This window comes from Pseudomonas sp. TE3644 (assembly GCF_056278815.1).
On the sequence record NZ_JBWBQF010000001.1, the window covers coordinates 1242131 to 1257764 of the forward strand.

The following is a 15634-nucleotide window of genomic DNA, read 5'->3' on the forward strand; positions in this document are numbered from 1 at the left end:
CCGCCCTTGATCTCAATCAGTCCGCACATGCACCGTCTCCCGCAAGCTATACCCGAACCCGCGCAGCGTCTGCAGCGCATTGGGTGCATCGAGCCTGGCCAATTTGCGGCGCAGGTTGCAGATGTGTCGCTCGATCAGGGCGCTGCGTGAGTCATGGGCTGCGCCCCATAGCTGCTCTTCAATCAGCTCGCGACTCACCGCGCCGGGACGCTTTGCCAGGATGGCCAGCAAGCGCTGTTCGCTGACCGTCAGCGGCTGCTGATGCGGGCCGCGGCCCAGCAGCAGGCGCGTGGTGGACAGCCACAGGCCGGCCTCGGCGTCCACCGCGGGGCTCAGGTGGTCGCGCAGCAGGGCGTGCATGCGCGCCTGCAGTTCGATGAACAGCACCGGCTTGGTCAGGCACAGCTCGGCGCCGGCGCGCAGGGCGGCCACCCGCGCCGGGCCGTTGTCTTCGGTCAGCAGCACGAGGATGCGCGACTTGCGCTTGCGCGCCAGGCAACGCTCCAGCAGCTCGGGCTGCGCGTGCTGCAGGTCCAGCAGGATGAAGCCGTAATTGCTGTCGGCCAGGGCCCAGTCGGCTTCGTGAGGCTTGGCCTCGACCACCCGTTGGCCGCTGTCAGCAAAGCCGCGCAGCAGCTGTTCGTCCCGAATATCGGCGATATAGAGCAGATTCATGTGGATCACACTCGCGCTTTGCTTTGACGGCAATGCAGTGCCAGGCTGGCACCGCCCTGTTGACTGTTGCCCACTTCCAGGGTGAACCCGTGCAGGTTGACGATGGCGGCGACGATGGACAGGCCCAGACCGAAACCGGGTTGGGTGTTGTCGTCGTCACAGCGGTAGAAACGCTGGAACACCGCCTCGCGCTCATCCTGGGGAATGCCCGGCCCCGAGTCCTGCACTTCGATGCAGGTGCTGTCCAGTTCATTGCGCGCCCGCAGTATCACCACGCCACCGGGCGGGGTGAACTTGATCGAGTTGCTCAGCAGGTTGCCGATGGCCTCGAACAGCAGTGCACGGTCGCCATTGAGGCTGGGCAGCACCTGCGGTGAATCAAGCTCCAGGCGCAATTCGCCTTCTTCGGCCAGCGGCAGATAGAAGTCGTGCAGCTCGTGCAGCAACGGCAGCGGATCGAATTCCACGAAGCCGGAGCGACGCTGATGGTCCTCCAATTCGGAAATGCGCAGCAGGCCGCGGAAGCGCGCCATCAGCGTGTCGGTTTCGGCAATCACGCCATCCAGTTGCAGGGCGTGCTCGGAGTCGACCCCGGCCTGCTGCTGAATGCGGTACAACTGGGCCCGCAGGCGCGTCAGCGGCGTGCGCAGGTCGTGGGCGATGTTGTCGCACACACCCTTGACCTCCATCATCAGCCGTTCGATACGGTCGAGCATGGCGTTGACGATGGCGGCCAGCATGTCCAGTTCGTCACGCCGGTTGGACAGCGGCAGGCGCTGGGTCAGGTCGCCGGCGACAATGGCGTCGGCGCTGTCCTGAATGGCGCGAATCCGTCGTATCGGCCGCCTGCGCAGCAAATGCCAGCCCGCAGCCCCGGGGATGATGGTCAGCGAGATGCCCCACAGCAGCGCGTGCAGAATGATCCGCGTCACCGCGAACAGCGAGCCGTTGTCGCGCACCAGCACCAGCCAGCGGCCGTCCTGGGTGGCCATGGCCACGGCGTCGCAGCCTTGCTGGGGCAGCTTGGGGTCATCGGAGTCGATGCAGTCATCCAGTTCGTAGATGTTGCCGTCCAGGGCCACGCCCTTGGGTATTTCCTTGATGTCACCGCCCAGCGGGCGCAACTGCGCATCGAACAGCCCGTAGGCGTCGTAGGCGCGGTTGTCGAAGGTCTCGCTGGCCGACAGGGCGTCGTCCAGGGCCTGGCCGCTGAAGCGCGAGAACAGGTGCTGGCGCTGCATCAACGAGTGGCGCGACAGGCTGTTCAGGTAGTCCGACACTTCGTAATAGAGCACACCCATCAGGATGCTGCTCCAGGCCACGAAGAGAAAGCTATACAGCGCCAGCAGGCGGCTGCTGGACGAGCGCCAGCCCTTAGAGGGGTTCGGCAATGACATAGCCCGAGCCCCGAACGGTCTTGATCAGCGCGATGGCGCCCGGCGGATCGATCTTTTTGCGCAGGCGGCCGATGTGCACGTCGATCAGGTTGGTACCCGGGTCGAAGTGGTAGCCCCAGACTTCCTCGAAGATCATCATGCGGGTCAGGATCTGCCCGGCATTGCGCATCAGGAATTCGAGCAGCTTGTACTCGGTAGGCAGCAGGTTCAGCGCCTGTTCGCCACGGCGGGCTTCGCGGGTGATCAGGTCCAGTTCGAGGTCGGCGACCTTGAGGGTGGTGTCGACGTCGGCCACGGTGCTTTTGCGGCGCAGCAGCACTTCGACGCGGGCGGCCATTTCATCGGACGCGAAAGGTTTGGTGAGGTAGTCGTCACCGCCGGCGCGCAGGCCGCGCACACGCTCGTCCACATCGGACAGGGCGCTGATCATCAGGATCGGGGTGGACACACCAATGGTGCGCAGGGTGGTGACGATGGCCAGGCCGTCAAGCTCAGGCAGCATGCGGTCCAGGGTGATAACGTCATAGTTGCCGCTGACGGCCTTGACCAGGCCTTCGCGGCCGTTATCGACCCAATCCACTTCAAGGCCGTGGCTGCTCAGTTCGGCCACGATTTCCTTGGCTGTCACGGCATCGTCTTCGATGGTCAAAACGCGTGTCATGGTGTTGTACCTGGGATTTCGGCTGTTGAGGGCACATTGTGCCGAGTTTTACCTGTCGCCTTGCTGAAGATTATTTCATCTATGGAGCTTCGCCACAGAAGGCTCTAAATCAACGCTTTCAGCGGTGTGCGGGGATGTATCGCCGAGGTATCCCAGGTGTTACACGATATTTCTAAAGCTGAAGAGTGGTCAGTCGATGACACATGAACCATCTTCCCTTAAAGGAATTTCGTCATGTCCACCATCAGCAACATCTCGTCAGGACTGCACCTGCCGACCACCACGTCGACCAAGTCGACTGCGGCAACCACCGCCAGCACCGACGACACCACCACTAGCACCGACAGCACCGCTACCGGCACTACGTCCACCACCTCCACCAGTTCGGCCAGCGGCGCGTCCGCCGCAGGTGGCGGTGGCGGCAGCGGTAGCAGCAGCGACAGCAGCTCCAGCTCCAGCAGCACCACCGTGACCGAGCTGCAGAAGCAGATCGCCGAACTGCAGAAAGAGCTGCAAGCTCAGCAGCAGGCGGTGCAGAAAGCCCAGCAAATCAAGGATGAGACCGCCAAGGCTACAGCGGTGGCCGCCGCCCAGGCACAGGTTTCGTCGACGTCGGCGCAAATCTCGTCGCTGAGCGCCGAGCTGGCGCAAGCCCTCACCGACGAGGGCAGCAGCACCACCGGCTCCACCATCAACACCACCGCATGATGTTTGGGGGCCAGTATTCGTGCGCGCGCACTTATGGGCTAGGCTTAGCTGAATCAGCAAAACCCGGACTCTGGAGTGTTTCGATGCTGGCCCCATCCAAGCCTGTGAACGAAGCGGAGCGTTTGACCACGCTGCGCTCGATGAACATCCTCGACACCGCGCCCGAAGAGCGCTTCGACCGGCTGACGCGCCTGGCGCGACGGCTGTTTGATGTGCCCATTGCGCTGGTCAGCCTGGTGGACGTCAACCGTCAGTGGTTCAAGTCCTGCCAGGGCCTGAGTGCCAGCGAGACCCCGCGCGACATCTCTTTTTGCGGCCACGCGATCCTGGGCGACCAGGTGTTGATGATTCCCGACGCCACCAACGATGAGCGCTTTCACGACAACCCGCTGGTGACCGGTGAGCCCAATATCCGTTTCTATGCCGGTTGCCCGCTACGCGTGGGCAACGGCGCCAAGATCGGCACCCTGTGCCTGATCGACTCGCGCCCGCGCATCCTCGATGCCGAGGAGCGCGAGTTGCTGCGCGACCTGGCCAGCATGGCCGAGCAGGAAATCGAAGCTTTGCAGCTGGCCACCATCGACGACCTGACCCAGGTGTCCAACCGTCGTGGTTTCGAGGCCCTGGCCGAGCATGCGCTGAGCATCTGCAAACGCATGAACACGTCGGCCTCGCTGCTGTTTTTCGACCTCAACGATTTCAAGAAGATCAACGACACCTGGGGCCACGCCGAAGGCGACCGGGCACTGGTGACGTTTGCCGAGACCTTGCGCGAGGTATTGCGCGAGATGGACTTGGTGGGAAGGCTGGGCGGGGACGAGTTCGTCGCCCTGCTGATGGGCTCCAATGCCCAGGATGGCGACGTGATCGCCGAGCGGCTGAAGCAGGCGCTGGCGCGCCGCAATGTCGAGGCCCAGCGCGGCTACGACATTCGCTACAGCCTGGGGCGTATCGAGTACGACCCGGCCAAGCATGATTCGATCAAGCGGTTGTTGGCCGAGGCCGATGCGGCCATGTACGCGCACAAGCAGGCCAGCCGCAAGCACTGACCACGCCTGTGGCGTGATCAGCGCGCAGGCCGGTCAGTCGACCTGACGGCCGTGCTTGTCGGCCTTGTAGCGCAGGGCCACGGCGGGGGCGGCGGTGCTGCGGCCGGTTTCGACCCAGTTGCGCAGGCGCGTGGCGTCGGCGAAGTGGGTGTACTTGCCGAAGGCATCCAGGATGACCATGGCCACCGGGCGGTTGCCCATGGTGGTCAGCAGCACCAGGCAGTGGCCGGCCTGGTTGGTGAAGCCGGTCTTGGTCAGGCGGATGTCCCAGTTGTTCTTGTTCACCAGGTGGTCAGTGTTGTGGAAGCCCAGGCTGTAGTTGGGTTTCTTGAAGAACACGGTTTTTTCGCGGGTGGTGCTCAGCTCGCGCAGGGTGGGGTAGTGCTGGGCAGCGATCAGCAGCTTGCTCAGGTCACGGGCCGTGGAGACGTTGCTGGTGGACAGGCCGGTGGGTTCCACGTAGTGGGTGTGGCTCATGCCCAGGCTGCGTGCCTTGGCGTTCATGGCATTGATGAAGGCGTTGTAGCCGCCCGGGTAATGATGGGCGAGGGTAGCCGCGGCGCGGTTTTCCGAGGACATCAGGGCGATCAGCATCATGTCGTGACGGGTCAGTTCGCTGCCCAGCTTGACCCTGGAGAAGACTCCCTTCATCTCCGGGGTGTGGCTGATGTCGACATCGATCATCTCGTTCATGTCTTGCTTGGCGTCCAGTACCACCATGGCCGTCATCAGCTTGGACACCGAGGCAATTGGCAACACGGTATCGGCGCGGTTTTCGTAGATCACCTTGTTGCTTTCCAGGTCGATCAGCAGGGCGCTGCCCGACGCCAGGCGCAACTGCGAGGGATCTCGTTGGGAAACAGGTTTTTCGGCGGCAACAGCGTTCGACGTGACGGCAGCAGTACCTGTCAGAACAAGCAACAGGCTCAGGATAGAAAGGGAGGTTTTCACGTGTAGCGCTCGCTAAAAAGTAGATAAGCCGTTTGTAACGGGTTGTTCTTGAAAAAACGCCGTAGTTTATGAGTATGGCTCAGGCGCTGTCGATTGCCTGGCGGGCTTAAACCCCTGTAATAAAAAAATAAAAGTGTTATTTCATCTTCGCCTGCCATCCACGTGCGATCTGGCGGGTTTCCCCTACCAATACCGTTTAAAAACGACGTGGGAGTCGCGCAATGTTCAAGGGTTTTTTCCAGCAGGACTACCGGGCGCTGTTGTTGTGGAGCGGTGCCATTGCGGTAGTGCTGTTGCTGTGTGCGTTCATTCAAAAACCATGGGATGCCATGGCCTGGATTCAGGCCGTGGCGGTGGTCATCGCGCTGATGCTGGCCATTGCCGTGCCGGCCTTGCAGCGCAAGCAGGAAGCGGTGTCGCGGCACAAGACATGGCGTGACGAGCAGGTGGGTTACGCGCGGCGGCTGCAGTACCTGGTGCTGGAGTTTCAGGAGTTGTTGAACCAGGTCGGCGTGAACATGGCGCACTGGCGCGCCACGGACCGTCATCGCGTGCAGGCGGGGTTGCAGGACTACCTGCATCGGCTTTTCGAGTCGCACAAGCAGGACCACAACGATGACCGCATCGTCATCGCCCATGAGCTGCGCCAGGTGGTGAACGCGTTGGCGGATGAGCTGGAAAGTGGCCGCTCTGACCGCGCAGTGCTGCAAGGGCTGGAAAAACTCGTGCAAAAACTGGCGCAGCGCGCGCAGGCCAATGCCCTGATGGCCGAGAAAGCCTGACCACCCTGTAGCCGCTGCCGCCAGGCTGCGCTGGCCCCTGAGATCACCCTGGATCTATAGCGCACATACGGGCCAGCGCAGCCTTCGGCAGCGGCTACCTGCAGAGCTCGGGGCTGGGGACTGTAGCCGCTGCCGCCAGGCTGCGCTGGCCCCTGAGACCACTGTGGATCTACAGCGCGCATACAGGCCAGCGCAGCCTTCGGCAGCGGCTACCTGCAGGGCTCGGGGCTGGGGACTGTAGCCGCTGCCGCCAGGCTGCGCTGGCCCCTGAGATCACCCTGGATCTGTAGCGCACATACGGGCCAGCGCAGCCTTCGGCAGCGGCTACAGGCAGGCATTAAAAAGCCCCGCGACGAGGGTGGCGGGGCAAGGGGGGTGCGAGAGCAACGCACAACACAAATTCGGGGGTGTTGCAGGGTCAATGGGTCACGGGCTTGTCGGCCTTGCTGCTCATCAAGGTCTGTGACAAGGCCTGCGCCTGGTCCAGCGACATCAAGGGGCCGCTGAGCGGTTCACCGTCGCGTACTACGTACCAGCAAGCCAGCAACCCCAGGTCGCGAAGCTTGGCGGGAACGGCGCTGCCGATGACTGACATGATGCTGACGGTGTTCATGGGTGGCTCCTGCATTTCGTGAGGCCAGATTAAGGCCGCGCAGGATTGCCGGGAAATCATCGCTTTCAATAGTGATCATTGATGCAACACATCAGCTCACCGACGCTGCCCGCAGGCAGCCGTCGGTGGCCATTCCACTTACCAGCCTGGACGACCGTAGTAGACCGGTGGTGGACCGTAGTAGCGCGGTGGCGGTGGCGGCGCGTAGACCGGTTGCGCATAGACAACAGGCTGCGGAGCCACGTAGACCGGTTGTGGCGCTACGTAAACCGGTGGCGGCGGCGCGGCGTAGACCGGCTGCTGTACCACGACTTCACGCGGGGCCAGGGCAGAGGTCACCACTGCGCCAACAACGGCGCCACCTAGAACTGCACCCAACACACCTGGACCACCACCGCCATGGGCGGACGCCTGGCCGGCTGCGGCGAGGGCGCCGATCAGCAAGGCAATCTTGGGAAGCTGACGAATCATGACTTGTTCCTCATATTACGATTCCAGTACCCGGGGCCGGATTGGTTCACCCAAGGACTGTCGCACTACTATGACAGCGAATTTGTAAGAATCTGCGACGGGGTTTGGTAAATTTTGTGTAAGGTCTGAAACTACATTGTCCTTACTACTCAGTTACATGCCAGTGATGGAGCCTTGCAATGCCCATGATTCCAACCCGCGACACCGTCCTTTGCATGTCCCTGGCCGGGCGGCCGGGGCATTTCGGCGTGCGTTTCCATAACCACCTGTATGAGCAGCTGGGTATGGATTATTACTACAAGGCCTTCAGCACCAGTGACCTGCCGGCAGCGATTGCCGGTATCCGCGCCCTGGGGATTCGGGGCTGCGGCGTGTCGATGCCGTTCAAGGAAGCGTGCATCGCGCTGGTCGACGAAATGGATGCCTCGGCGGCGGCCATCCAGTCGATCAATACCGTGGTCAATGATAACGGTCATTTGAAGGCATTTAACACTGATTATATCGCCATTCGTCAATTGATAGAGCGACATGATCTATCGCCCGACACCTCGTTCGCCCTGCACGGCAGCGGCGGCATGGCCAAGGCGGTGGCGTCCGCGTTTCGCGATGCCGGCTTTGCCCACGGCACGCTGGTGGCCCGTAATCCGCAGAGCGGCAAGGCACTGGCGCAGCACCTGGGCTATGAATGGCGTGCCGAGCTGGGCGACCTGCGCCCGCAGATGCTGGTCAATGTCACGCCGATCGGCATGAGCGGCGGGCCGCAAGTCGATGACCTGGCGTTTTGCGCCGAGGCCGTGCAGGCCGCCGATATCGTTTTCGACGTGGTGGCGCTGCCGGCGCAGACGCCGCTGGTATTGCTGGGCCAGTCTTTGAACAAGCAGGTGATCACCGGCCTTGAGGTGATCGCTCTGCAAGCACTGGAGCAGTTCGTGCTGTACACCGGCGTGCGCCCTACGGACGAGCAGGTGCGCCTGGCCACCGAGTACGCCCGCGGCTGATCAGCCTTCCAGGCGCGCCAGCCGCTCTTCCAGGGCGGCGACGCGCGCTTCCAGTTCGTCGAGGCGTTCCTGGGACACAGTTGCGCCGGTGCTGCGCTCGGCGCCGCTCTGGCGCGGGGCCAGCAGTGCATCCATGTCCACCGGGCCGCCCAGGGCGTGGGTGTAGCGGTCCTCGCGCTGGCCGGCCTGACGTGGCAGGTGCAGGGCGAAGCCGCGAGCCACCAGGCGCTCGAGTTGGTGCAGCACCTGCTCGCCATCTTCGAAGTCATGCAGGCGGCTGCTGCGGGTCAGCAGTTCGTTGATGGTGTGCGGGCCGCGCAAAAACAGCAGGCCCATCAGGGTCAGCTGCGCGGGCACCAGTTCCAGGGCCTTGTCCAGGCGTTGTTCCCAGCGGTCGGCGCGGCTGCCCATCACCAGGCGGGTCATGCCCTGGCCCTCGAGGGCGCGCAGGCTGTGGCCAACCTCGCCCTGGGTGAGGTTCATCACCGGCTCGCGGCTGGTTTTCTGGTTGCAGGCCAGCACCAGGGCGTTGAGCGTCAGGGGGTAGGTTTCCGGGTTGCTGGCCTGCTTTTCGATCAGCGCGCCCAGGATGCGGATTTCGCTGGGGCTGAGCAGCAGCGTGTCGGTGGTGGATTCTTGTTCGGCGGACATGGGGCGCTCCGTGGGCGGCGGGTCAGGTAGGGCGCCAGTATGCAATAAAACACCGGACGCCGCCCTGGCCCACGGTCTATCATTGGCGGCTCACTGCCCTTAACCCGTTATCAGGAGCTCTCATGAGCATTTCTCTGTACGCTGCCTCCGTTCCCGTGTTCAAGCAACTGCTGACCGCGCTGGGCGATGTCCTCAAGAAAGCCGAGGACCACGCGGCTGCGCGCAATATCGAGCCATCGGTGCTGCTGCAATCGCGCCTGTACCCGGACATGTTCCCGCTGGTTCGCCAGGTGCAGATCGCCGTCGACTTCGCCAACGGCGTCTCGGCCCGCCTGGCTGGTGTGGAAGTGCCGTCCTACCCGGATGCAGAGCTGAGCTTTGCTGACCTGCAGGCGCTGCTGGCCAAGGTGCTGGGCTTTATCGCCAGCCTGGAAGCGGCGCAGATCGACGGCCAGGAAGAGCGCGAAATCGTGCTGCGCCCAGGCACCCCGAAAGAGAAGAAGCTGAGCGGCCAGACCTACCTGCTGCACTACGGTTTGCCGCAGTTCTTCTTCCACGTCACCACCGCCTACGACATCCTGCGCCACAACGGTGTGGAAGTGGGCAAGCGCGATTTCATGGGCGCCTATTGATTCGGTCCCTCCCGTAGCCGCTGCCGACAGGCTGCGCTGGCCCTGTGCCTTGCTGAAAATCTGCAGGGTTCACTCCGGCCAGCGCAGCCTGGCGGCAGCGGCTACAGACTGTTTGTGGTTTCGCTTTTTTTGAGGTTTCAATGCTGTTCCCCATCCTGCTGTTGTCGGCCGCCGGCTTCACCGTGCTGACCACGGAATTCATCATCGTCGGCCTGCTGCCGGCGATCGCTCGTGACCTGGACGTCAGCGTGTCCCAGGCCGGGCTGCTGGTGACACTGTTCGCCTTTACCGTTGCGGCCCTGGGTCCGTTCCTGACCGCCTGGTGCGGCCGTTTCGAGCGCAAGCGCCTGTTTGTCATCATTCTGCTGCTGTTCGCCCTGGCCAACGTCATCGCGGCCCTGGCGCCCAACATCGCGGTCATGAGCATCGCCCGGTTGATCCCGGCGTTGGGCCTGCCAGTGTTCTGGGCCTTGGCCAGCGAGACCGCCGTGGACATCGTCGGCCCCGACCACGCCGGCCGCGCCATTGCCAAAATAGGCTTCGGCATTGTCTGCGCCACGGTATTCGGCATCCCGGTCGGCACCCTGATCGGCAACGCCCTGGGCTGGCGCGCCGCGTTCTGGATCATCGCCGGCGTGGCCCTGGCCAAGGCTGTGTTGCTGCTGGTGTACCTGCCGCGCAGCGAGGCCCGTGCGGAGGAGCGCTCGCTGGGCTCGCAATTTGCCATCCTGCGCCAGCCGCTGATGCAGGGCCATGTGCTGCTGTCGGTCATCGTCTTTTGCGGCATGTTCACGGCTTACACGTACCTGGCCGACATCCTCGAGCGTCTGGCCGGCTTCGAAGGCTCGGTGGTGGGCTGGTGTCTGATGGCCTTCGGTGCCGTGGGCCTGATCGGCAACTCGCTGGGCGGCCGCCTGGTGGACCGTCACCCGCTGATCGCCTCCATGCTGTTCTCCGGGTTCATGATTGCAGGGCTTGTGGCGGTGGTGCCCAGCATCCACTCGGCCTTCGGCCTGGCGGCGGCACTTGCCGTGTGGGGCGTGACCCAGGCTGCGCTGTTTCTGGTCAGCCAGGTGCGCCTGATCAAGGCTGCGCCTCAGGCGCCGGCCTTTGCAGCCTCGCTGAACATTGCCGGTGCCAACCTGGGCATCGGCCTGGGCGCCATTGTCGGTGGTCGCGTCATCGACACCCTGGGCCTGGGCAGCGTGGGCTTTGCTGCCGCCGGCTTCATGCTGCTGTCCATTGCCCTGGCGTGGCTGATGATGAGTGCCCGCCGGGTTACCCCCGTACCTCAGGCCTGAGGTGCAGTAAACAGCTCCCGGCGCGCGCCTTCGGTGATGGCGACGATGCCGGGGTGGCTGACCTTGCGCTCCACCGAGATGGCATAGAACGACTCGCGTACGGCTTCGGTTTGACCGATCAGCCGTACGTTGTGCTGTGCCTGCAATTCCTCGGCGATCACGCTGGGGCCGATGAACAGGCCGCTGCCCGATTGGCCGAAAGCCTGCATCAGTGCGCTGTCGTCGAACTCGCCGACGATTTTCGGCTGGATCAGCTGATCGCCGAACCAGCGCAGCAGGCGGCTGCGCACCATGGTTTCCTGGCCGGGGATCAACAGCGGGGCGCCGTTGAGGCTGGCGGGGAAGCCCGGCCCGTAGCGCTCGGCCAGCGGCTGGGTGGCAAAGAAGCTGATGCCGCATTCCCCCAGTTTCTGGCTGTAGCCCTTGATGTCCAGGTGCGCGGGCATGGGGCTGTCGGAAATCACCAGGTCCAGGCGCTGTACGGCCAGGTCTGCCAACAGGCGTTCGAGCTTGTCCTCGCGGCAGGTGATGCGCACCGGTTCGTCCAATTGCATGCTGGGCGCGATCAGCCGGTAAACGATGGACTTGGGCACCACGTCGGCCACGCCCACGCGCAGGGCCAGTGCCTGCTGGCCGGGCTGGGCGCGCAGCAGGGTTTGCAGTTCGTTGCCCAGCTGGAACATCTGCTCGGCGTAGGGCAGGGCCTGGCGGCCTGCTTCGGTCAGCTCGAGTTGGCGGCCGACCCGCTGGAACAGTGCCAGGCCGAAGGTTTCTTCCAGCAGGGTGATCTGACCGCTGATGGTCTGGGGCGTAAGGTTCAGTTGCTCGGCGGCGCGTGCCACGCTGCCGGTCTTGGCCACCACCCAGAAATAGTGCAGTTGACGGTAATTGAGCATGGCAACCAGCCGATTCGTAAAAACCGAAGTATACCGGCTAAAAATACGAATTTTTCTGAGGTTTTATTTTTCCTACACTGCATCGCATCCCATCGACAGCATGAGCGGCACCCCCATGGACTACCTTCTGCAACTCGCCTCTAGCCCCACTGCCTGGATTGCCCTGGCCACCCTGGTGGTCATGGAGATCGTGCTGGGCATCGACAACCTGATTTTCATCTCGATCCTCACCAACAAATTGCCCAAGCAATATCAGGCCAAGGCCCGTCGCTTGGGCATCGGCATGGCGCTGGTGTTGCGCCTGGGCTTGTTGAGCACAGTGGCGTATATCGTCCAGCTGACCGAGCCGGTGATCGACCTGTTCGGGCAGGCGTTTTCGTGGAAGGACATGATCCTGATTGCCGGTGGTCTGTTCCTGTTGTGGAAGGCCACCAAGGAAATCCATCACAGCGTCGACCCCCAGGCCCAGCACGAGGCCAGCGTGGGTGGCCAGGTGGCCATGGGCTTTGCCGGTGCTATTTGTCAGATTTTGATGCTGGACCTGGTGTTCTCCATCGACAGCATCATCACCGCAGTAGGCATGACCGAGCACCTGCCGATCATGATCATCGCCGTGGTCAGTGCCGTGCTGGTGATGCTGCTGGCCGCCGAGCCGCTGGCGCGCTTTATCAACGACAACCCGACGGTGGTGATGCTGGCCTTGGGCTTTTTGATCATGATCGGCATGACGCTGATCGCCGAAGGCTTCGGCGCCCATGTGCCCAAAGGCTACGTGTACGCTGCCATGACGTTCTCGGCATTGATCGAAGGGTTGAACATGCTGTCGCGCCGGGCTCGCAAAAAGCGCGAAGTGACGCAGCCGGCGTAACCGGTAGCCGCTGCCGCCAGGCTGCGCTGGCCCTGCTGTACGCTGAAAATGTTCAGCGAGGCACAGGGCCAGCGTAGCCTTCGGCAGCGGCTACGGGGCGGGTGTTGACGTGGCGGCGTTGCGCGGGATGCTGATGGCGCCGCGCAATGCGCATCAATTGAAGGGCTGAACATGCTGTCACGCCGGGCTCTGACGCAGCCGGCGTAAACTGTAGCCGCTGCCGCCAGGCTGCGCTGGCCCTGCCGTGCGCTGGAAATATTCAGCGAGGCACAGGGCCAGCGCAGCCTTCGGCAGCGGCTACGGGGCGGGTGTTGACGCGGGGGCGTGGCGCGGGATGCTGATGGCGCCGCGCAATGCGCATCACGCCCCACAGCATGGCGGCGGCCACCAGTATCCAGGCGCCGACCATCATCACGATGGCCATGGTCAGGCTCATAAACAGTGCCTCCAGAAGGCAGTAACGGTGTACAGGTAACAGTCTAGTCGGTGGCGTGTTTCAGGCTATTGACCAAAGGTCGCAGCGCTTGGGCTGATTGGCTCTATGGCGCGGATGAAACTGCGCGCAAACGCTATACCCTTGCCCGCAGGCGGCCTATCATCGGGGCCCCGGCCGCCAGCAGCGGCGTTGTCCCTGACAGTGAGGTTACTTTGCGCACCCCCTTCATCAAGCTGTTCGCCCCCCTGTTGATGGTGCTGGCCGCTGCCGGTTGCGCCAGCCACAAGCCGGCGCCGCCGATCAAGGGCCTGCCGGATCGGGTCGAGCTCAGCAGTGTGCCGTTCTTCCGTGGTGACACCGAGCAGGGCGCCTCCATGGCCCTGGCCAGCGCGCTGTCGCAGCAAGGCATCGTGATTACCCCGGGGTTGCTGGACAAGTCGCTGCATATGCCGGGCGGCGAAGACAAGCTGCAAACCTCGCTGCAAGCCACTGCCCAGGAATATGGCATGGTCGTCTACCCGCTGGCTGATGATCTACCTGCGCTGTTTGCCCAGGTGGCGGCGGGCTACCCGGTGCTGGTGCGTTACATGGACGGCACGCTCTGGACCAGCCCGCGCTATGCCTTGCTGGTGGGTTACGACCGTTACAAGCAGCACGTACTGCTGCGCTCGGGCAACGAGCGGCGCAAGCTGATGAACTTCGACAGCTTCCGCTCTGCCTGGAACAGCGCCGGGCATTGGGCAGTGCTGGTGCAGAAGCCGGGGCAATTGCCGGCCAATGTCGATCGCCAGCGCTGGCTGAAGGCAGCCAACGACCTGGGCCAGGCTGGCCAGGAGCAGGCGGCGGCACGCGCCACCCGGGCGCTGGACGCCCAGTAACAAAAACGGCACCTTGCGGTGCCGTTTTGTTTTCTGCCGGGTTACACGCCCAGACGGTCACGCAGGCTGTAGTACCAGGCGCCCAGCGCGGTCAGCGGGGTGCGCAGCAACTGGCCGCCCGGGAACGGGTAGTGCGGCAGTTCGGCGAACGCATCGAAACGTTCGGCCTGGCCACGCAGGGCCTCGGCCAGCACCTTGCCCGCCAGGTGCGTGTAGGTCACGCCGTGGCCGCTGCAGCCCTGGGAGTAATAGATGTTGTCGCCCAGGCGGCCCACTTGCGGCAACCGCGACAGGGTCAGCAGGAAGTTGCCGGTCCAGGCGTAGTCGATCTTCACGTCCTTGAGCTGCGGGAAGGCCTTGAGCATTTTCGGGCGGATGATCGCCTCGATGTTGGCCGGATCGCGGGCGCCGTACACCACGCCGCCGCCGAAGATCAGGCGCTTGTCGGCGGTCAGGCGGTAGTAGTCCAGCAGGTAGTTGCAGTCCTCTACGCAGTAGTCCTGGGGCAGCAGGGTGCGGGCCAGTTCGTCGCTGAGCGGTTCGGTGGTGATCACCTGGGTGCCGCACGGCATGGACTTGGACGCCAGCTCCGGCACCAGGTTACCCAGGTAGGCGTTACCGGCGACGATGACGAACTTGGCGCGCACGCGGCCTTGCGGGGTGTGCACCACCGGGTTGGCACCGCGCTCGATCTTCACCGCAGGCGACTGCTCGTAGATGGTGCCGCCCAGCGATTCCACCGCGGCGGCTTCGCCCAGTGCCAGGTTCAGCGGGTGGATGTGGCCGCCGCTCATGTCCAGCATGCCGCCGATGTATTGGTCGCACGCCACCACTTCACGGATGCGGCGCTGGTCCATCAGTTCCAGCTGGGTGTGGCCGAAGCGCTCCCACAGGCGTTTCTGCGATTCCAGGTGACCCATCTGCTTGCTGGTGAGGGCCGCGAACACGCCGCCGTCCTTCAGATCACACTGGATGTTGTACTTGGCCACGCGTTCACGAATGATGCGCCCGCCCTCGAACGCCATCTGGCCCAGCAGTTGCGCCTGCTTGGGCCCCACGGTGCGCTCGATGACGTCGATGTCACGACTGTAGCTGTTGACGATCTGGCCGCCGTTGCGGCCCGAGGCGCCAAAACCGACCTTGGCGGCTTCGAGAACGGTAACCTTGAAGCCGTTCTCTAAAAGAAACAGTGCGCTGGACAGACCGGTGTAGCCAGCGCCGATGATGCACACGTCAGTTTGCACTTCATCCTGCAAGGATGGGCGTGAAGGCGCGGCATTGGCTGATGCGGCGTAGTACGACTGTGGATAGGGGGTGTTCGCCATTGCTGCAACCTCTGTTTTATATTTTTGACGTGTTGGCAAATCGTACCTGAGATGAAATCCGGATTCCAGCGGTAAGTTGGAAAGCCTGTTTTGGCTAAAAATTTCGGATATTCAGTGGGTTAGCTAAAAAAGTCGTTGACAGCCCCCGGCAAATCCGTAAAATGCCGCCCTACAGCAGGCACGTAGCTCAGTTGGTTAGAGCACCACCTTGACATGGTGGGGGTCGTTGGTTCGAGTCCAATCGCGCCTACCAAACAAAATCCGCTCTGCTGGGCGGTGTGAAAAAGGCGATCCGAAAGGGTCGCCTTTTTTGTTTGTCTTCAGGAAACCATTCGGACACGG

At 63.2% G+C, this 15634-nt stretch carries 18 protein-coding genes and 1 tRNA gene; 9 read left to right on the top strand and 10 right to left on the bottom strand.

The window, feature by feature from the left end:
- Nucleotides 1-12: 12 nt before the first annotated feature.
- From ACZ9GA_RS05625 to ACZ9GA_RS05635, 3 genes are read right to left on the bottom strand one after another with little or no spacing between them, the layout of a single operon-like run.
- The gene (locus tag ACZ9GA_RS05625) at nucleotides 13-675 is read right to left on the bottom strand and encodes a response regulator transcription factor (protein ID WP_457356693.1); all 663 of its coding nucleotides are present in this window, start codon (nucleotides 673-675) and stop codon (nucleotides 13-15) included.
- A gap of 5 nt (nucleotides 676-680) precedes the next feature.
- On the bottom strand, nucleotides 681-2072 hold the full coding sequence (locus tag ACZ9GA_RS05630; protein WP_457356692.1) for a sensor histidine kinase: 1392 nt from the start codon (nucleotides 2070-2072) through the stop codon (nucleotides 681-683).
- On the bottom strand, nucleotides 2050-2733 hold the full coding sequence (locus tag ACZ9GA_RS05635; protein ID WP_027981497.1) for a response regulator transcription factor: 684 nt from the start codon (nucleotides 2731-2733) through the stop codon (nucleotides 2050-2052). Before ACZ9GA_RS05635 ends, ACZ9GA_RS05630 begins: the two co-directional genes overlap by 23 nt.
- A gap of 234 nt (nucleotides 2734-2967) precedes the next feature.
- Between ACZ9GA_RS05635 and ACZ9GA_RS05640 the strand changes: the two genes are divergently transcribed.
- Nucleotides 2968-3441, top strand: a complete 474-nt coding sequence (locus ACZ9GA_RS05640; protein ID WP_457356691.1) for a hypothetical protein — start codon at nucleotides 2968-2970, stop codon at nucleotides 3439-3441.
- Nucleotides 3442-3524: 83 nt separating this feature from the next.
- Nucleotides 3525-4490 (top strand): sensor domain-containing diguanylate cyclase, encoded by a 966-nt coding sequence (locus tag ACZ9GA_RS05645; RefSeq protein WP_457356690.1) that lies wholly within the window; start codon nucleotides 3525-3527, stop codon nucleotides 4488-4490.
- Nucleotides 4491-4523: 33 nt separating this feature from the next.
- Here ACZ9GA_RS05645 and pbpG read toward each other — a convergent pair whose 3' ends face one another.
- Nucleotides 4524-5441, bottom strand: coding sequence for a D-alanyl-D-alanine endopeptidase (pbpG, locus tag ACZ9GA_RS05650; protein ID WP_457356689.1), 918 nt, complete (start codon nucleotides 5439-5441; stop codon nucleotides 4524-4526).
- Nucleotides 5442-5662: 221 nt separating this feature from the next.
- On the opposite strand from pbpG, the gene ACZ9GA_RS05655 reads away from it, so the two are divergent.
- Entirely contained in the window at nucleotides 5663-6223 is a 561-nt protein-coding gene (locus ACZ9GA_RS05655; protein ID WP_457356688.1) for a hypothetical protein, read from the top strand.
- A 418-nt stretch (nucleotides 6224-6641) separates the two neighbouring features.
- Here ACZ9GA_RS05655 and ACZ9GA_RS05660 read toward each other — a convergent pair whose 3' ends face one another.
- Together ACZ9GA_RS05660 and ACZ9GA_RS05665 are read right to left on the bottom strand one after the other, a co-directional pair.
- Nucleotides 6642-6836, bottom strand: a complete 195-nt coding sequence (locus tag ACZ9GA_RS05660; protein ID WP_457356687.1) for a hypothetical protein — start codon at nucleotides 6834-6836, stop codon at nucleotides 6642-6644.
- Between the two features lie 138 nt (nucleotides 6837-6974).
- The gene (locus ACZ9GA_RS05665; protein WP_081719284.1) at nucleotides 6975-7307 is read right to left on the bottom strand and encodes a hypothetical protein; all 333 of its coding nucleotides are present in this window, start codon (nucleotides 7305-7307) and stop codon (nucleotides 6975-6977) included.
- A 179-nt stretch (nucleotides 7308-7486) separates the two neighbouring features.
- Between ACZ9GA_RS05665 and ACZ9GA_RS05670 the strand changes: the two genes are divergently transcribed.
- Complete coding sequence (locus tag ACZ9GA_RS05670; RefSeq protein ID WP_457356686.1) at nucleotides 7487-8305, top strand: shikimate 5-dehydrogenase; 819 nt, start codon at nucleotides 7487-7489, stop codon at nucleotides 8303-8305.
- On the opposite strand, the gene ACZ9GA_RS05675 is transcribed toward ACZ9GA_RS05670, so the two are convergent.
- A complete protein-coding gene (locus ACZ9GA_RS05675; RefSeq protein WP_457356685.1) occupies nucleotides 8306-8956 on the bottom strand; it encodes a YceH family protein in 651 nt (216 codons plus the stop codon).
- A 122-nt stretch (nucleotides 8957-9078) separates the two neighbouring features.
- Here ACZ9GA_RS05675 and ACZ9GA_RS05680 point away from each other — a divergent pair, with 122 nt between their 5' ends.
- A complete protein-coding gene (locus ACZ9GA_RS05680; protein ID WP_457356684.1) occupies nucleotides 9079-9588 on the top strand; it encodes a DUF1993 domain-containing protein in 510 nt (169 codons plus the stop codon).
- A gap of 140 nt (nucleotides 9589-9728) precedes the next feature.
- Nucleotides 9729-10889, top strand: coding sequence for an MFS transporter (locus tag ACZ9GA_RS05685; protein ID WP_457356683.1), 1161 nt, complete (start codon nucleotides 9729-9731; stop codon nucleotides 10887-10889).
- On the opposite strand, the gene nhaR is transcribed toward ACZ9GA_RS05685, so the two are convergent.
- Complete coding sequence (nhaR, locus tag ACZ9GA_RS05690; RefSeq protein ID WP_457356682.1) at nucleotides 10880-11785, bottom strand: transcriptional activator NhaR; 906 nt, start codon at nucleotides 11783-11785, stop codon at nucleotides 10880-10882. The genes ACZ9GA_RS05685 and nhaR overlap by 10 nt on opposite strands.
- A 115-nt stretch (nucleotides 11786-11900) precedes the next feature.
- Between nhaR and ACZ9GA_RS05695 the strand changes: the two genes are divergently transcribed.
- Nucleotides 11901-12653 carry a TerC family protein gene (locus ACZ9GA_RS05695; RefSeq protein WP_457356681.1) on the top strand — a complete coding sequence of 251 codons (753 nt, stop codon included), beginning with the start codon at nucleotides 11901-11903 and terminating at the stop codon, nucleotides 12651-12653.
- 259 nt (nucleotides 12654-12912) lie between these two features.
- On the opposite strand, the gene ACZ9GA_RS05700 is transcribed toward ACZ9GA_RS05695, so the two are convergent.
- Nucleotides 12913-13089 (bottom strand): hypothetical protein, encoded by a 177-nt coding sequence (locus tag ACZ9GA_RS05700; protein ID WP_455921400.1) that lies wholly within the window; start codon nucleotides 13087-13089, stop codon nucleotides 12913-12915.
- Between the two features lie 251 nt (nucleotides 13090-13340).
- On the opposite strand from ACZ9GA_RS05700, the gene ACZ9GA_RS05705 reads away from it, so the two are divergent.
- A complete protein-coding gene (locus ACZ9GA_RS05705) occupies nucleotides 13341-13967 on the top strand; it encodes a peptidase C39 family protein (protein WP_457363571.1) in 627 nt (208 codons plus the stop codon).
- 41 nt (nucleotides 13968-14008) lie between these two features.
- Here ACZ9GA_RS05705 and ACZ9GA_RS05710 read toward each other — a convergent pair whose 3' ends face one another.
- Nucleotides 14009-15292 (bottom strand): NAD(P)/FAD-dependent oxidoreductase, encoded by a 1284-nt coding sequence (locus tag ACZ9GA_RS05710; protein WP_027981512.1) that lies wholly within the window; start codon nucleotides 15290-15292, stop codon nucleotides 14009-14011.
- A gap of 176 nt (nucleotides 15293-15468) precedes the next feature.
- On the opposite strand from ACZ9GA_RS05710, the gene ACZ9GA_RS05715 reads away from it, so the two are divergent.
- A tRNA-Val gene (locus ACZ9GA_RS05715) sits at nucleotides 15469-15545 on the top strand.
- Nucleotides 15546-15634 lie beyond the last annotated feature (89 nt).